At 59.9% G+C, this 16,030-nt stretch carries 14 protein-coding genes; 5 read left to right on the top strand and 9 right to left on the bottom strand.

The genetic code is table 11. From position 1 onward, the window contains the following. Window positions 1-56: 56 nt before the first annotated feature. From ABE485_RS13785 to ABE485_RS13775, 3 genes are read right to left on the bottom strand one after another with little or no spacing between them, the layout of a single operon-like run. Window positions 57-674 (bottom strand): TadE/TadG family type IV pilus assembly protein, encoded by a 618-nt coding sequence (locus ABE485_RS13785; RefSeq protein WP_346515852.1) that lies wholly within the window; start codon window positions 672-674, stop codon window positions 57-59. Then, window positions 671-2,029, bottom strand: a complete 1,359-nt coding sequence (locus ABE485_RS13780) for a hypothetical protein (RefSeq protein ID WP_346515851.1) — start codon at window positions 2,027-2,029, stop codon at window positions 671-673. The genes ABE485_RS13785 and ABE485_RS13780 overlap by 4 nt, the downstream gene beginning before the upstream one ends. A gap of 56 nt (window positions 2,030-2,085) precedes the next feature. After that, the gene (locus ABE485_RS13775; protein ID WP_430795423.1) at window positions 2,086-2,352 is read right to left on the bottom strand and encodes a hypothetical protein; all 267 of its coding nucleotides are present in this window, start codon (window positions 2,350-2,352) and stop codon (window positions 2,086-2,088) included. Between the two features lie 1,104 nt (window positions 2,353-3,456). Between ABE485_RS13775 and ABE485_RS13770 the strand changes: the two genes are divergently transcribed. After that, on the top strand, window positions 3,457-5,787 hold the full coding sequence (locus tag ABE485_RS13770; RefSeq protein ID WP_346515850.1) for a bifunctional salicylyl-CoA 5-hydroxylase/oxidoreductase: 2,331 nt from the start codon (window positions 3,457-3,459) through the stop codon (window positions 5,785-5,787). A gap of 53 nt (window positions 5,788-5,840) precedes the next feature. Here the strand turns inward: ABE485_RS13770 and panB are convergent, their stop codons facing one another. Next, window positions 5,841-6,731 (bottom strand): 3-methyl-2-oxobutanoate hydroxymethyltransferase, encoded by an 891-nt coding sequence (gene panB / locus ABE485_RS13765; protein ID WP_346515849.1) that lies wholly within the window; start codon window positions 6,729-6,731, stop codon window positions 5,841-5,843. Window positions 6,732-6,936: 205 nt separating this feature from the next. Continuing rightward, window positions 6,937-8,142, bottom strand: coding sequence for a GGDEF domain-containing protein (locus tag ABE485_RS13760; protein WP_346515848.1), 1,206 nt, complete (start codon window positions 8,140-8,142; stop codon window positions 6,937-6,939). Window positions 8,143-8,457: 315 nt separating this feature from the next. Between ABE485_RS13760 and ABE485_RS13755 the strand changes: the two genes are divergently transcribed. Further along, window positions 8,458-8,634 carry a DUF3606 domain-containing protein gene (locus ABE485_RS13755; RefSeq protein ID WP_346515847.1) on the top strand — a complete coding sequence of 59 codons (177 nt, stop codon included), beginning with the start codon at window positions 8,458-8,460 and terminating at the stop codon, window positions 8,632-8,634. Window positions 8,635-8,734: 100 nt separating this feature from the next. On the opposite strand, the gene ABE485_RS13750 is transcribed toward ABE485_RS13755, so the two are convergent. From ABE485_RS13750 to ABE485_RS13735, 4 genes are all read right to left on the bottom strand, one after another. After that, window positions 8,735-9,253 (bottom strand): helix-turn-helix domain-containing protein, encoded by a 519-nt coding sequence (locus ABE485_RS13750; protein WP_346515846.1) that lies wholly within the window; start codon window positions 9,251-9,253, stop codon window positions 8,735-8,737. Then, window positions 9,250-9,489 carry a hypothetical protein gene (locus tag ABE485_RS13745; RefSeq protein ID WP_346515845.1) on the bottom strand — a complete coding sequence of 80 codons (240 nt, stop codon included), beginning with the start codon at window positions 9,487-9,489 and terminating at the stop codon, window positions 9,250-9,252. Before ABE485_RS13745 ends, ABE485_RS13750 begins: the two co-directional genes overlap by 4 nt. Before the next feature lie 521 nt (window positions 9,490-10,010). After that, complete coding sequence (locus tag ABE485_RS13740; RefSeq protein WP_346515844.1) at window positions 10,011-11,207, bottom strand: acyltransferase family protein; 1,197 nt, start codon at window positions 11,205-11,207, stop codon at window positions 10,011-10,013. Window positions 11,208-11,838: 631 nt separating this feature from the next. After that, window positions 11,839-12,888, bottom strand: a complete 1,050-nt coding sequence (locus tag ABE485_RS13735; RefSeq protein ID WP_346515843.1) for a hypothetical protein — start codon at window positions 12,886-12,888, stop codon at window positions 11,839-11,841. A gap of 476 nt (window positions 12,889-13,364) precedes the next feature. Between ABE485_RS13735 and ABE485_RS13730 the strand changes: the two genes are divergently transcribed. From ABE485_RS13730 to ABE485_RS13720, 3 genes are all read left to right on the top strand, one after another. Continuing rightward, on the top strand, window positions 13,365-13,964 hold the full coding sequence (locus tag ABE485_RS13730; RefSeq protein ID WP_346515842.1) for a hypothetical protein: 600 nt from the start codon (window positions 13,365-13,367) through the stop codon (window positions 13,962-13,964). A 301-nt stretch (window positions 13,965-14,265) separates the two neighbouring features. Further along, a complete protein-coding gene (locus ABE485_RS13725; RefSeq protein ID WP_346515841.1) occupies window positions 14,266-15,396 on the top strand; it encodes an ImmA/IrrE family metallo-endopeptidase in 1,131 nt (376 codons plus the stop codon). Beyond that, window positions 15,380-15,898 (top strand): DUF4411 family protein, encoded by a 519-nt coding sequence (locus tag ABE485_RS13720; protein WP_346515840.1) that lies wholly within the window; start codon window positions 15,380-15,382, stop codon window positions 15,896-15,898. The genes ABE485_RS13725 and ABE485_RS13720 overlap by 17 nt, the downstream gene beginning before the upstream one ends. Window positions 15,899-16,030 lie beyond the last annotated feature (132 nt).

Here is a 16,030-nt window from a genome sequence, read left to right as displayed (position 1 = left end):
CCAGCCGGCTCCACGACGAGGTCCATCCGAAGATTCCGGCACAAGAAAGTTCCATCTCATCTGTTTTGCTCCTTGCCCTTGCCCAACCGATCCGCGGGCACCACATCCGCCCAGGCGGACAGCCAATCCAGCGACAACTCCGGCCGTCCCCAAGCCCCGTCCACCCTATCCACCGGACGCCGCATACTCGATGCCGCGGACAGCGAATCCTGCGCGGCTTGCCGCCAACCCGTGCGCGACTGTCCGACGCGCCGTTGGGCGTCGGCGTCGCCAGACGCGTAGCCAGCCCCCGTGGCTACGCTGATGCGACGCGCGACGAGCGGCCAGGCAGACGGGTCCGAGACAAGCGGGCGCGACCGGACTTCCACTGACAGCATCGTCAGCCCCGCGCCAAACCATTCATCCTGCAAGGCTGCTGCGCGCGGCGTCGCCACCCCGGACAGGCCATTGGCATCGCTGGACAGGTCCATGCCGGCTGGCGCCCGCAACGTGGCCAACGGCTGCCCCAGCGCGCCTGCCATGACCGCCTTGCGGCTGGCTTGCGTCGCCTGCTGTGCGGCAAGCTGCAGCTTGCCGATACCGGCCACCGCCCAAAGCAGTAAAGCCAGGAGCGGCAGCATCAGCAGCGCCTCGACCACAGCCTGCCCTTTCTGCCGGATGTGGACGTGGGTCATGGCGCCCCCCTTGCCCGCAGGGCCTCCTGGGGCCTGACCGCAGACAGCCGGGCTTGCCAATAGGGACGAAAAAGCGTGGCGAATTCGACCTGGCCGTCGGAGCGCGGATTCGGCCTCGAGAAATAGGTTTCGGCTGCACTGCTAACGGTGACGACGCTCGTGCGCCCCAACGCGGCATATCGCAAAGCGCCGGTGGGCGCAGCCACGGTGCTGCCGGCATCCGTGGTCTTGAGGGCCGCCGAGTCCAAGCTGACGGCCACCGCAAAGCGCAAGGGATCTGCGGCGCGCGCCATCGCTACCTCGCGATAGGCGGGTAGCCCGCGGCCAGGCCAGCGCTGTGCCGACGCCATTGCATAAGAGTTGGCCATGGGATTGGTGGCGCCACTGAAAATGTCCCAGGAGGTGGAAAGCTCGACCCAGCGCCAGAAGTCCTCCTGCGAGAAGTCTGCAGGGGGTTCGTCCGTGTATTCCAGGTCATCGGGCGCCTTGCTTTTCTCGCCCTGCGCCGTGCCCCAGCCCATGGCGTACTCGCGGAAGTAGCAGCCGATCCAGCGGTTTGAGCGCAGGGCGTGATACGACTGGGTGTCCAACGCCCCCCATCGGCCATCGGGCCCTAGCCAGGTCGATCCGCGCCTCCGCAATTCATGGCGATGCAGCGGACAGCGTGGATTGACCATCCAGGGATTGCGACGGGTTTGGCTGCGGCTATCCAGGAATCCGTAGCGCCCCGCAGCCGCTTCCGTTGCTGGGCGCAATCCCGCTTTGCGCGTGGCGGTGTTGCGCTCGGTATAGCCAGGCCATCCGTCCGCAAGCAACCTCAACGAAACCGGAAATGCCTGTGTCGAGCCCACCGCGCCCTTGCCGGCGAGGTCCGGGTAATTGGCTGCCAGGACTTTGCGCATGATGCGGTCGCGGGATGCGGCCAGGTCGGCGACGATCTCACGCGCCGCGACTTCCAGCACCTGGTGCACGGTGCGGTCGTGCTGTTCGAACGCGCGGGCCAGCCGCGCCTGCGCATCGGCCGGCGCTTGCGCGGTTTGATAGGCAAACCCCAGGTCGGGACCAAACAGCATGGCGATCAGGCCGGCCGGCGGATTGGCGCGGCGGCTCTGCGACTGCAAGGCATGGATGTACTGCGCAGAAGCGCCCAGCGTGACCAGATGCGCCATGGCGACCTGATGCGCGATCTGGGAACGGTTGATGTAGGCCATGGCATTGAGCGCGCGCGCCTGCTCGAGGGCGCCGCTGTAGGCTGCCGCATCGGCCGCATGCGTCAGCCGGCCGCGAGCTTCGACTGTCTGGCCCAGGTTGTACAGGACGACGAGCGACGTCGCGGCCAACGCCGCCACCAGCATGCCCAGGACCAGCGCCTGGCCTTGCTGGTGGGACAACATCGGCTGCGGACGCGCACTCAATTTGCGCTCTCGGCGTTGCCGGTAAACGACTTGAGCGAACGCGCCTTGGTCTGTGCCGCCGCCTTCTGCGCGGCTTGCTGCGCGGCGCGCGATTGCGTGCCGCCGTCCTCGCCAGCCAGTTCGCGCGCCATGGCCGCGGTCTGCGACCGCACCACCTGGCCAAAGTACTGATACACCGCGATCGCCGCGACGGCCACCAAGGCCACGACCACGATGTATTCGGTCATGCCCTGTCCCAATTGACGTTTCCGATACCCCAACATGTCTGCTCTCCTGTGCAGTGAATGTGGAGTTCAGTGTCGCCAGCGCCGGATACGGCAACAATTCGTGGATGCCGAGGCGGACAAATCGGCGCCGCCTCGTTGACGGGATGCCAGCGTTCCGGCAACCGCGCAAAACAGGTCCCTTGGCTGCGCCACTGTCCCGCCAGACCGGCTACAGGACGCCAAACCAACCCCATTTTTCCCCAGGGTTTCCCCTATTGCCGGGCCTCTGGTCGAGCAGTAGATTGGAGTTGCCGGGCTGTCTGACACCCATCGCGTGCGAAGCCGGGCAGGAGCGCCTCAGACTCATCTAGAGCTGGGGCGCTCTTCCATTCTGCGCCAGCAATCATCGCAGCGACCAGAGCCCGAATACGCGCGCCGACCACAGCGTGGTTTCCCCACGCAGCGAAAACTCAACGCACATACCCCACCCAGGGCGGCATTGCCCTAGCTGGCGGACACGTCGACCAAGCCCCTTTCGTCATCACTTCCAGCCCGGTTCCGATCGAGGCATGCTGCGCCATTGACAATGGCGAGCGGCCATTCGGGAATCATCGCCGCGAATGACATGGTCGATATGCCCGAGGCCGGATCGCAGAAGGGAACAGCCCAATCGCAGACCGGGCGCAATGACTCACGCGTCCGGGTCCGGGGCTGAAGGCTGGACCAGCTCTATCGCATCGTCGGGCCCATTTCCGCCCACGCTCAGCAAGGGATTGTGCGCCTTGCAGGAGGGACACTCGAAATAGCACCCCTCGTGCGCATCCGTTTCGATCGAAACAGCTTGCTGGTCAACTTTGTTGCCGCATTGTGTACAGGTCCACATGGCGACCTCCTGCCGATGTGAATCCATCATAGCGCCGGGAGTTCGGCGCTTGAAGGGGCAAAAAAAACGCACCATGCGTCCCGAAATTCTGGTCGGTGTTTTCCCCAACGCGCCCCGACAGCCGCATTTGATCTTTCTCAACCCCTCCGCAATTTGGTTTAGGTTTTAATCATTTAAACATAAAGCATTTTGACCAAATCATTCCCCCCTCGTTGCGCCTGGCCTGTGTGAAAAGCAGTTGAGAACCCCCTGAAACTCACTCTGTAGCGGAGAGATCCATGAAGATCGTTTGCATCGGCGGCGGCCCGGCGGGCCTGTACTTTGGTCTTTTGATGAAGAAGCTGGACCCGGCGCACGACATCACCGTCGTCGAGCGGAACAAGCCTTATGACACTTTCGGCTGGGGCGTCGTATTTTCCGACGCGACCATGGACAACATGCGGATCTGGGATCCCGAGACCGCAGACGAAATCCAGGCGGCGTTCAACCACTGGGATGACATCGAATTGCGATTCAAGGGACGCACGATTCGTTCGGGCGGACATGGCTTCGTGGGCATCGGGCGCAAGAAGCTGCTCAACATCCTTCAGGCCCGGTGCGAATCCCTTGGGGTGAACCTGGTGTTCGAAACCGAAGCCGAATCGGATGAAGCCTACCCCGACGCCGATCTGGTCATCGCCAGCGACGGCATCTTCTCCAAGATCAGGTCCAAGTACGAGGATGTCTTCAAGCCCGACATCGTGGTGCGTCCAAACCGATATATCTGGCTTGGCACAAACAAGCTGTACGACGCCTTCACCTTCGACTTCGTCAAGACCGAGCACGGCTGGTTCCAGGCCCACATCTACAAATTCGACGACCAGACCACCACCTTCATCGTCGAATGTCCGGAGCATGTCTGGCTCGCCCATGGGCTCGACAAGGCCGACCAGGAACAATCCATCGCCTTCTGCGAACGCCTGTTCGCCGACAACCTGAAGGGCGCCCGCCTGATGACCAATGCGCGGCACCTGCGCGGCTCGGCCTGGCTGAATTTTCAACGCGTGGTCTGCGAGCAATGGTGGCTGCGCAATGCGCATGGCGCCCATGTCGTCCTCATGGGCGATGCGGTGCACACCGCTCATTTCGCCATCGGGTCGGGCACCAAGCTGGCGGTCGAAGACGCCATCGAGCTTGCTCGGCAATTCCAGCAGCTCGGGCACTCTCCCGACAGGATCCCGGAGGTTCTCGCCGCCTACCAGGAAGCGCGCCGGATCGAAACCCTGCGACTGCAGAACGCAGCCTGGAACGCCATGGAATGGTTCGAGGTCTGCGGCGAGCGCTACTGCGACCAGTTCGAACCCGAACAGTTCATGTATTCCATGCTGACGCGCAGCCAGCGCATCAGCCACGAAAACCTGCGCCTGCGCGACAAGACCTGGCTCGAAGACTATGAGCGCTGGTTCGCCGATCAGGCCGGCGTGGCGCCCGTCAACGATCAGGCCGCGCCCCCGCCCATGTTCACGCCGCTGACCGTGCGCGGCGTGACGCTGAAGAACCGCATCGTCGTGTCGCCAATGGCCCAGTATTCGGCCCAGGACGGGGTTGCCGGCGACTACCATCTGGCGCATCTGGGCGCGCGTGCCATGGGAGGCGCCGGCCTAGTGTTTGCGGAAATGACCAGCGTGAGCGCGGACGGCCGCATCACCCCGGGATGCCCCGGCCTTTACCAGCCTGAACACACCGAAGCCTTCAGGCGCATCGCCGACTGGATCCACACCCGCACCGATGCCAAGTTCGGCATCCAGATCGGACACGCGGGCGCCAAGGGCTCCACCCGGGTGGCATGGGAGGGCATCGACCTGCCGCTGGCGTCAGGCAACTGGCCCCTGATCTCGGCGTCGCCGCAACAGTATCTGGAAGGCTTGAGCCAACGCTCGCGCGAGATGACCCGGGCCGACATGGATGACGTGACGTCCCAATTCGTCGCCTCGACCCGCGCGGCCGCCGAAGCCGGCGCGGACTGGCTTGAACTGCACTGCGCCCACGGATACCTGCTGTCGAGCTTCATCTCGCCCTTGACCAACCAGCGCGGCGACGAATACGGCGGCTCCCTCGAAGGTCGGATGCGCTATCCGCTGGAGGTGTTCCGGGCCGTGCGCGCCGCATGGCCTGCCGACAAGCCCATTTCCGTGCGTATTTCGGCGCACGACTGGGTGCAGGGCGGCACCCTCCCGGCCGATGCGGTGGAAATCGCGCGGGCATTCAAAGCGGCGGGCGCAGACCTGATCGACTGCTCATCGGGGCAGGTCAGCAAGAAAGAAGCGCCCGTATACGGCCGCATGTTCCAGACGCCCTTCGCCGACCGCATCCGCCAGGAGGCAGGCATCTCCACCATCGCCGTTGGCGCGATCAGCGAAGCCGACCACGTCAACAGCATCCTTGCCGCCGGCCGGGCAGATCTTTGCGCCATCGCCCGCCCCCACCTGGCCAACCCGGCCTGGACGCTGATGGAAGCCGCCCGCATCGGCTACGCGCAGATCAACTGGCCGCCGCAGTACCGTTCGGCCAAGGCTCAGATGGAAGCCAACATCCAGCGGGAAAAAGCCGCTATCGCGGCCGGCCGATGACGCCGAGCGGGGACACGCCCATGCGGCGCGTCCCCGCCACCGCCTTCGGGCGCTTACCAGGCATGCCGGGCGTCGTCGGGGAAAGCGCCCTCTTTCACGGCACGCACGTAGCGCGAGAAAGCATCCTTCACGCCCTCGCTTCCTTCCAGGAAATTGTGGACGAACTTTGCCATCCGGCCCAGATTGACGCCCAGCATGTCGTGCATGACCAGCACCTGCCCCGCGGTGGACCGGCCCGCGCCGATTCCGATGGTGGCGCACGCAGTCAGATCCTGGGTTATCGAAGACGCCAGCGCCGCGGGGACCATCTCCAGCACCAGCATCGTTGCGCCGGCCGTCTCGAGCGCTATGCTGTCCTCGCGCAGGCGGGCCGCGGCCTCATCGGTACGGCCCTGAACCCGGAATCCGCCCAGCGATGAGACCGTTTGAGGCGTCAGCCCAAGATGGCCGCATACTGGCACACCGCGCTCGACCAGGAATCGAACCGTATCCACGGCCCATCCCGCCCCCTCTACCTTGACCATTTGCGCGCCTGCCTTCATAAGCGCCATGGCCGAGGAAATCGCCTGTTCTCTGGATGCGTGATAGCTGCCAAACGGCAGATCCGCCACGACCCATGACCTGCCATTCGCACGGCGCACGCCTTCCGCCACGCAGCGGGTGTGATAAGCCATGTCGTCAAGCGAAACGCCGACCGTGCCATTCAATCCCTGGCACACCATTCCCAGTGAATCCCCAACCAACAGCGTGTCCACGCCCGCCTCATCCGCAACGGCCGCAAATGTGGCGTCGTACGCGGTGAGCATGACGATTTTCTCGTCCCTGGCGCGCATCTCAGCGAACGTCTGGATCGTCACCTTCTTCCTGGGTTCGCCTGGGGTTGATCCATAGAGAGCGACGGATTCCTGAGGTACGGCCGCGGGTAGGGTCTTGGGTGCATTCATGATGGTCAGCCTGCCTTTCCATTGAATCAAGAGACTCGGGATTGTTGCGCAGTTTCAGCGCTGCCCGCTAACGTGTTGTCAGAAGGTCGTCTGATTTCTTGTGCCTGAATCGACAATGCCGCAGCAGGCGAACCCATGTCCGCCGCGCAATGGCGTGCGGCATCAGGCACTGGCAGCGTGCGGCAGGTTCAAGCCGGCGGGCGTCTCAGGCCGGGCTTCCTTCAGCGACCTGCACCCCAGGCACTCCTGCGTGCTCGTCAGCCCATTCAACGCGGTTTCGTCCGGACACCTTGCCACGGTAGAGCGCGGCATCCGCCTGCCGCATGATTTCGTCCAACACTTGCGTGCCGGCAAACCCGCGCGAAACGCCAATTGTCGCCGTACACCGAATCGGCCCCTGCGAGGGGCCGGCGGGCACGTGGGCGCAGGCAATAGCTTCCCGCAGCCGCTCTGCCAGATGCAAGGCGCCCTTGTGGTCGCTATTGAGAGCCACCACCACAAACTCTTCCCCGCCCAGCCTGCACACCAGGTCGCCCTGGCGCACAGTGCCCTGAAGCACTTCCGCGACCCGGCACAGGACCAGATCTCCTATCTGGTGGCCATAGGTATCGTTGATCTGTTTGAAGCGATCGATGTCCACGATCAGCAGATGCGAATGTCCGGCGCGGCGAAGCCGGAAATGCCCGTCCAGCCCATCCGTCAGGCCGCGTCGATTGAGCAAACCCGTGAGCGGGTCTTGCGTTGCGATGGTGCGCAGTTCGTCCGTCAACCGGCGCAGAATCAGCCAGACCACGGCTGGCGGCAGCACGGTCCCCAAGAACGACATGTAGATGTAGAACACCGTCTGAAACGGACTCGTCATGTCCAGGGCCGGCATTCCCCCGTCCAGGATCAGCACGAACTTTGCCGCATTGAGTCCACAGATGCCGCCCACCAGAATGGCGAAGACAATCATCTCCAGGCGCAGATCCTTGGCGAAGGTGCGCGCCCCGTAAAGCAACCCGAGCGTCATCGCCAGGAACAGCAATGCGCACGAGGCCGCCAGCAGCGCATGCCGCGCCGCCGTGCCCCACGTTGCCTGCACCAGCACTTGCGCGGCGGTGTAGACGACAGCCAGAGCCAGCATGGGGCGAAGCACGGGGATGGGCCGGTTGAAAAACCGAATTGCCCCAAGAACATATGTCACCGGGGCGCATAGCGTCAGCGTGTGATTGACGAAGCTCATTGCCCCCCATTCCGAGGGGCCGACCAGCAACTGCAGAATATAGGCCACGCCCAGCAGCAGGTGGCCAGCGGCGAATACGTCTGTGCCCATCTTTTTGCCGCTCAGCCGCGTGCTGATCAGCAAGAACATGGCGCAAAAGCACAGCAAGTGCACGCAGAGCATGCCTAGGATGACAGTGGCAACCATGGATTGGCGCGGGTCGAAGGTGACGGCAAGACCGCGATCGCGGGGAGATGGCGCCTGAATGCGTGTTTTGGAAACGCAAACAACCCTTTTAGCGCCAGATCGGCCGTTTGAGGCCAGCGAATGGTAAGGGTTGGCTCGGCCCGCCGTCAAGATCGGCGCCGGAAACGAAACAGCCGCCATTGCCGGCGGCCGTGAGCGTCTGACAGTTCAGGATTTCTTGGCAGGGCCCCGAGAGTCGAACTCGGCATCAACGGATTATGCGTAAAGATCGGTACGCCACTTGCTGATCGCAGTCGTTTTCAAAGGAGGATTGGCATGTCAGACGATCTGAAGAACCGAGGACCACAGGACCGCGCACGCATCAACGTCAACGAAGACCATGAGCTGCGCTACTGGACAAAAGCACTCGGCGTAAGCGACGACCAACTGAAAGCAGCCGTCAAAGCCGTGGGTGTTTCGGTCGAGGCTGTCAAAAAACACCTCGGAAAATGACTACGGCACGACACTTGCGACACTAGCGCCGCTGCGGCGGTGGGCCAGATCCTTCGCCCTCCCGGACGGCCGGCACACCCGTCCAAGCCGCCGCAGCCCCTCAGCGCATTGTGGTATTCACAGCCGTCCTGCGCAATCGCCTCCGGCGCACGAAGATTTGATCCAGCTCGATGCCCAGCGCATCCGCCAGCCGTTCCCTGCTGGCCGGGGATAGACGAGAAAACTCCATTTCCATGGTCACATACGTGGAAACACTCACGCCAAGTCGCTGCGCCATGGTCAGCTGATTCAAGCCCAGATACTCCCGCCAGGCACGCGCAAGCGACCAGTGGTTATGCACCGCGGCGACGACCACTTCGTGCGGAATCAGCCCATTGGCGGGAATTCGCGGGCGCAACGCCTCATCGAATGCAGGCAGCGCCGACCTGTCGGTCGAAGGCGTCGTCAAATCATCATCAGCGGCAGAATACGGACCCTCCGCCGACAAATCAGCGATGTCGCTTTGCCGGGCGGGCGAGGCAGAGGCCAATTCGAGCAATCGCTGGTACTCGTCATAGCGCAGCACCACAAACACGGGAACACCGTCAACGTGTAAAACCTTGGGGCCGATTTCCTTCATCGCAGGTCCCCTCCCAATTTGACGTCCTGCACCTGGACAGCTCGGTCCAGCACGCGAAAAGTGATCACATAGGCTCCAGCCGTGATGCTGTGCTGCACGGCGGCCGATCGCCAACCCGTCTCATGCTCCATGCGCCAACGAAAGTCCCATACGGCGTCAACGACTCGACGCTGATCTGCGCTTGCCAAGCCAAGCACCGCTTTCGCTGCATAGGGATTCCAATCGATTTTATCCATGCGGCGGCTCCTTCCCCTTTATCCACTCTTCCCCCGAAGCCTGGGGATTGGGGTCGTTTTACGACGCCGCGGGCAAATAGGTCAACCCGCCTTGCCTGAGGATCAGCAGCACCAAATCGTCCCCCAACCGCCGCACAGCCCTGTTCCTCTGCATTTTGTTCAGACGAGCGGTAGCGCTCAACAATAGTCCCGCCCACACTGCGGCGTTCTGCAGGAACGTGACGGAGCGACTGTGGACCCCGCCGCCGACAGGAATCGAAGCGTAGGTCGCAGCCTCGTACATGCCTTGGACGCCAAGTGGCAGAGTCCAACGAAACTGCCTTCAGCCGTCCAGTTAAGCCGCCCGACGATGCGCAGTGTGAAGCCTTCAATAGCACTTTCGGCAGGAATGCCTGAGCAGCCATTGGTTCTAGTCGTTTACCGGCGCGAAGGAGAAAATCGTAAAGTCCCAGCTGTTTAAGTCACGTGTCCAGTAGACGTAAGAAAACCCTCCGGAGCTGGTTAACTATTGACTATCGCGGTCAAGCGTTCGACATCAGATCTTTCGCCGACTTTCCTGGTGAGATCGTCGACGAGGCCTCACCGGAAGGAAAGAGACGTTTTGCGAACTTAATGCATGGTTCATCCACCAGGCGGGTAAAAACCATTGCCACGGCGATAGTTGTGGGGAGGGCTATGGAAAATGCCAGTGCAGCGGCCCCAACCCTGCCAAAACCCTGCTCTGTTGCGAGCCACAGATACGACCCGCAAGCCACGCTTAATATGATCGGCAGGTGGACGAGGTAGAGCGAATATGAGATTCGCCCTAAAAACTGAACGGGCCGGCTCTGCAACAAATTCGAAAATGCTCCACCTTTCACAGCATATACAAGTATCACCGCACCAAAGACCGCAAACACCCCATTTTTTGACGCAGTCCCTACTGGAATAAGACCAAGCCACGCATATAGCTTGGAGCCATCGATACCTCCCAAGTACAACCCCAACAGGGCAAGCCCATATAGCATACCGCGGTGCCTGGAGCTCGGCAGATCATTGAGGTGAGTCCCCAGAAGAAATGCAAGATAAGCGACCCACTCCCCAGGTGCGAATGACACAGTCAGAATGATGTAGATCACTGCCCCAACGGCTTGACTGCGCCGACTAAGCGTCAGACATCGATATGCCAAGATCAGCAGTGAGCCGATGAACTCAATCCGCATGGTCCAGAAGACCGGGTTATAGGAAACCTCTCCGCGGAATATCGCACCAAAAAGACCTTCCCGAACCGCCTCGAAAAAGTTCGGTGTGACATTCCACATGCCTTTTAGCCAAGTTGACGAGGTCATGGCGGCCACCTCGACGGAATTGTAGAGTCCCAGACTCATGAGGCTGAACGCGAATAGTGCGCTACCTAGAACGGGCCCACTCAGACGGAAGTACCGGCGAGCAGCCAAAGACCGAGCGATGGTCAAATCCTGTCGTTCGACGAAGCTCTTTGTGAGGACGTAGCCGCTCAACACGAAGAAGACTGAGACGGGGAAACTTCCGTTCCAAAGTACAGACACACCCGGCGTCGCAAAGAAGCTTTCCACCCGGCCGTAGATCGCCTCCGGGCCTGCGACCCAAGCAAAGTAATGAGTGAACGCAGCAGGAAAGAACGCTAGGATCATATGAGAGATCACAACGTTAACAGCTGCCAGCCCCCTAAGCCCTTCAGCACTGGCGTCTTTTGCCAATCTTTTCTCCTTCGATGCGGCTGGGATTATATAGGCAGGGCAAGGTTCTATGCGCCCAGCAAGAACTTGACCAAAAAAAGATTGAGCTGGACTTTTGCGTGAACCGCTCAGCGAATCTCCGGCGCACACGATGCAGATGGAGCCTGTGTACTTAACACGCCGTATATGCTGACGCGCGTTCAAATCTGCGGACTGGCCCTGCGACCGGCCGGCTAGGGCTGGCACCGTAAGCCAAAGCCATCGGCAGCATCAGCCAAACCTCAGGACAGTCCTGGCATGGTTCGGTCACATCGACCGAGACGTACGTGGGCACCAGGATGGCGAAAGCCGCGCCTTCGCGGCTTTCGCCATTGAGGCAATGCGCATGATTCACGGAAAAGAAAACGGGCCTCGGATTGCTCCGAGACCCGCGTCTTTCTTTGGTAGGCCCCCCGAGAGTCGAACTCGGCACCAACGGATTATGAGTCGGGGCATTTATAAACCAACACAAACGAAACTAGCTTCAAATTCAACAACTTGCAGCGATAGCCACTCCTCAAGCCGGGGCTAGTTTAGTAGCTTTATACCGAGAATTAGATCCCGTTACGTCAAGATTACGTCAAGGTCCGGTGACCACAGACCTGGCATCGGTTCACCCTTCGTCGTCTCGCTGAAACGACGTGATCCGTCGTGGTGCTGGGTCTAGTCGCCCAAGAACATCTCGAGCCCAAGCAAGCCACTCCTTCGCGCCCGCTTCCGCTCGAGTCTCCCGTTCAATGTGCCCGATGTAGTCCCTTAAGTCGCGGGCCTGCTTCCATTTTTCAGCCTCGTCGAGCAAAGCTCGCTCACGCTCAAGCCTCGCTTGCTCTCCACGCATTTGATCCGCCCGAGCCAAAGAAAGGTGCTGGCTATGCATCTCCCGTAGACGCCGCTCTTCATCGCGCCTCGCAAGGGCGATCCTCCGTTCATCTTCTTCGAGTTTTCTGCTCAGGATTTTTTCTTTTGCCCGTGCGACGGCACGGTACAGGTAAACAAATACCTCGTTTAGGCGATTCTCCCAAGGACTCGCTTCAGACTCGTCAAGCACCTTGTTGTTTGAGTACAGAACGTGGCAATAGATGCGCAGTGTGCCATGGGGCATTGTGCGGCGCCGCGTGCCCATTCCGTTTTCTGAAGGGGTTCCGTCTTCGTGAAACCATTCGAAGCCAGTACGGTCCCCCACGCGGAGCCAAATTGGGACGTCGTCGAATGCCAGCCGGACGCTGTCGGAGTTCTCTGTAGTCAGTTCGACTGAGAAGCCCCGAGTCTCCGCCGCGAAGCAAAGTGCATTTAGCAGAGCTAATCCTCGCTCGTATGTGTTGAGCGTGACTCGGGCAGCGACGGACTTATGCTTGGGAAAAATAAAGCCTCCCTCCCTGACGAACATCTTCCATACGTAGCCGTCAAGCGAAGGCTCTTGCCGCGACCGTGCTGCTTTTTTTACTTGGCTCGCTTCGTAAATCTTTTCCTCTTGCCTCCAGTCCTTAACCTGCTCCAGCACGTGATCGCGAAACGGAATCAAAGCGCGATGCCACCGGCCAGCGGGAGGCATCACGATGCGCGAAGCGTCATCCGCCTCCGCAGCTATACGATGGGCCAAGTCCGCGGTAATTGGACTTCGTTTGTCCTCCGGCAGAGATGGATTTTCGGACATTTCCAGCACATACGACTCTTGCGCCCCAGCGGGCGGGAGAGGAGGCCTAGCCACTGGTTTTCCCGCCTCAAGCTTCATCCAGTGTCCAGCAGGAGGGGTTGGAACAGACAGGACCTTGCAAATCTTTCTCAGACCATTATCGGACAAGCCGTACTCTTGACATAGCTTCGTCATCGGTATGGCCCATACTCGCTCGTATAGGTCAGCCCGTTTAATGACCGCCCGCATTTCGACGTCCTCCGTAGTGTGTTCAACCGCGTCCAGCCCAACCCAACACTGGATTTTGCTTAGTCGTCGTCGAGATTTACCACCTCAGCCCGTTGTACCGCAACACTCGTGCGAAACCTCACTTGCGCGCAAGCTTCGTAGCGCCTCGATCGGTACACCTAACGGCCGGCCCTATGCGCCCATGCCGCGACAGAGGCCTCTACGCGCAATAGAGGTCTGGCACAATCCCTATTTTTCGCAGAGTGGGAGATGGTGGCATGGAAACGGAAACATCCAATTTGTTCCAAGCTATCGGCGCGGGGGCAACAGCCCTGACGTTCTTGGCTGGGCTTGTAGTCTACAAAGCCGACTCCAACCAGAAGCGAAATGACCTGCTTGCCGAGCAAGCGATTCTATCTTTGGCTCGCGCTTGGGAAGTCTTTACCGAAAATGGCACCGCGCCTCGGCCGAAGTCGAACCGTGTCACGTGGCTCACTACGGCGCGCCACTTGGAGCGATACAAGCGCCTTCGTTCTGCAATGCGCCGCCCAGGAGCACACGACGTCGTCCTGAACGAACACGAAGAATATTGGAGATACCGCTTCTACTGCTTCATCGACACCATCGCTATGGAAAACGGCTTCTACAGTCGAGAGTTATCGAGCGGTGAGAAAATCGAGCCACGCTCTGCATACGTCATCGTAAAGTTTGCCGGATGGGGTGACGAAGAAGACCCGATAGACCACGTGACGTTCTCCGAATCCGACCTCTCGGACTTCATGTTTAAAAGGCACAGACTTCTGGGTTCATATCTGCGCACCTATCTGCAGCGGTCCCAAGGGAAAGGCCAGCAACCAGCGAAGAGCCCTCGCACGTGACGCGTGGCGTCTTCCGCCAACAGTCGATTCTCAAGTGCGCATGGAAACGTCGCCCAGGATGCCCCACTGGCGGGAGAGACCTCACTCAGCGCCGAGCGCCGTTTCGGGTAGCACATCGTCGTGGACTGCGAGGACTAAGCGGCGTTGGTCTCAAGCGGCCCCAGACCTTCGCATTCCGCCCACCTGAAGCACACAGGTGTTGACATAAAGTAACCAATCGGCAACACTTCGAGACTGGATATTACTTGCAGACGTCCAGCCGTCGCTATCATTGATGGGACTTCTTGCCCACGCGCCGATTATGGAATATCTGACGCTGTCCCCATCCGTACTGAAATGGGCCGCTGGCGAGGTCGGCATGACTCTGCACGAAGTTGCGGATAAGCTTTCTAAGAAAAAGCAAGACGATATCGTGAAAGGTCAGTTGACCGAATCGCAAATCACCAAGCTTGCAAAGTTGACGGGCGTCCCGCTAGGGTATCTCTTCTTGGAAGAGCCTCCCCAAGCAAGAGCGCTGTCCATTGCCGATTTCCGTACGGTCCAAACCGCCGACCCTCTAAGTCGAGATTTCTTTGAAACGCTAGAGGACATTGAGTTCAAACAGGATTGGTATCGAGCCTATCTAGAGCAGCAGGGCGCAGAGGCACTGAAGTTTATTGGCGGCTGTGCCGGCCATCGCGACCCGAAAATCATCGCCGGGAATATCCGAGCGTGGTTACTTCTTGATGATCTCAACCGGAAGTCTTTAGCATCTCCGGATGAGTTGTACTCCGAACTCGTAACCCGGGTTGAACGCATAGGCATTCTAGTCTTCAAAAACGGTATCGTTGGCACCAATACTCGCCGCCCCCTGTCCGTGAAGGAGTTTCGCGGGTTTGCTTTAAGCGACAGCTTAGCTCCTCTTATTTTCATCAACGGCGCAGATGCACCGGCTGCATGGGTGTTCACGCTTGCCCACGAGTTGGCTCATTTATGGCTCGGGCAATCCGGAGTGTCTGACGCTAATCCCAGAACAAGTAATACGACGGAGAAATTATGCAATCAAGTTGCGGCCGAACTCCTCGTACCCGAGCAGGAGTTCCTGACTCTATGGCACAAATGCCAGAACGAACGCTTGGATAAATGGGCCTCTATAGATCAGGGGCGCCTACAGTTTAGGGTTAGCGAACTTGTGATTGCGCGTCGGGCATTGGACTTCGGTCTGGTCGATTTCCCAGTGTACGAACACTTTGCCACAAAGCGAAAAGGGTCGAGCAGCGGCGGCGATTTCTACAGAACTTTGAATGTCAGAAACAGCAAGACGTTCTCCGCAAAGGTCGCAAGCCTAGCCGCCGTCGGCGCGATCTCTTTTCGCGAGGCTGGCCACCTTTTAAAGGTTGCACCCAATAGGGTAATGACCGTGTACAAGAGGCAACGTGAGATACCTGCTTGATTCCGACGCGCTCATCGCCGCCAAGGACCTCTATTATAAGCCCAGCTACTGTGCTGGCTTTTGGGGATGGCTGAATGACTGCCACGCCCATGGGGCACTCTCGAGCATTGACAAAGTCCGAGACGAGTTACTTCGGGGAAATTTAGCTGACCACCTGGTGAGTTGGGCCAGACAAAAGGACCACGAAGGTTTTTTTCAAAACTCTGCAGGAGCCTTGCGGCAGTTCCAAGCGCTCACTCAATGGGCCCATCAACGGCAGCCTTCGTTCAAGCAGCCAGCGCGGGACAAGTTTTTGCGTGCTGAATCTGCTGACATCTGGCTTATCGCCTTCGCGGCTAACTACCCCGGTCAATACACGATCGTCACGAACGAAGTGAGCGCGCCCCAAAGCACGACATCTATCAAACTGCCCGATGCGGCCCAGCATTTGGGAGTGCAGACCATCAACATTTTTGCCCTGCTGGATCGATTTGCGCATAACACGTTCACATTCAGGCCTTAATTGGCTTAAGGGAACGGAGCCACCTTCGGGTGGCTTTTTGTTGCGTCCAAAGCGCGAATCGGAACCCCCATCCTCAGTTCCCTCGACGCTGTGATCGAACGCGGAACGATGAACTGCGACTTTGACGAGAGC

It is taken from the genome of Achromobacter spanius (genome assembly GCF_039673305.1).
Taxonomy (GTDB): Bacteria; Pseudomonadota; Gammaproteobacteria; order Burkholderiales; family Burkholderiaceae_B; genus Achromobacter; species Achromobacter spanius_F.
This window is presented reverse-complemented; position numbering and strand designations above follow the sequence as displayed.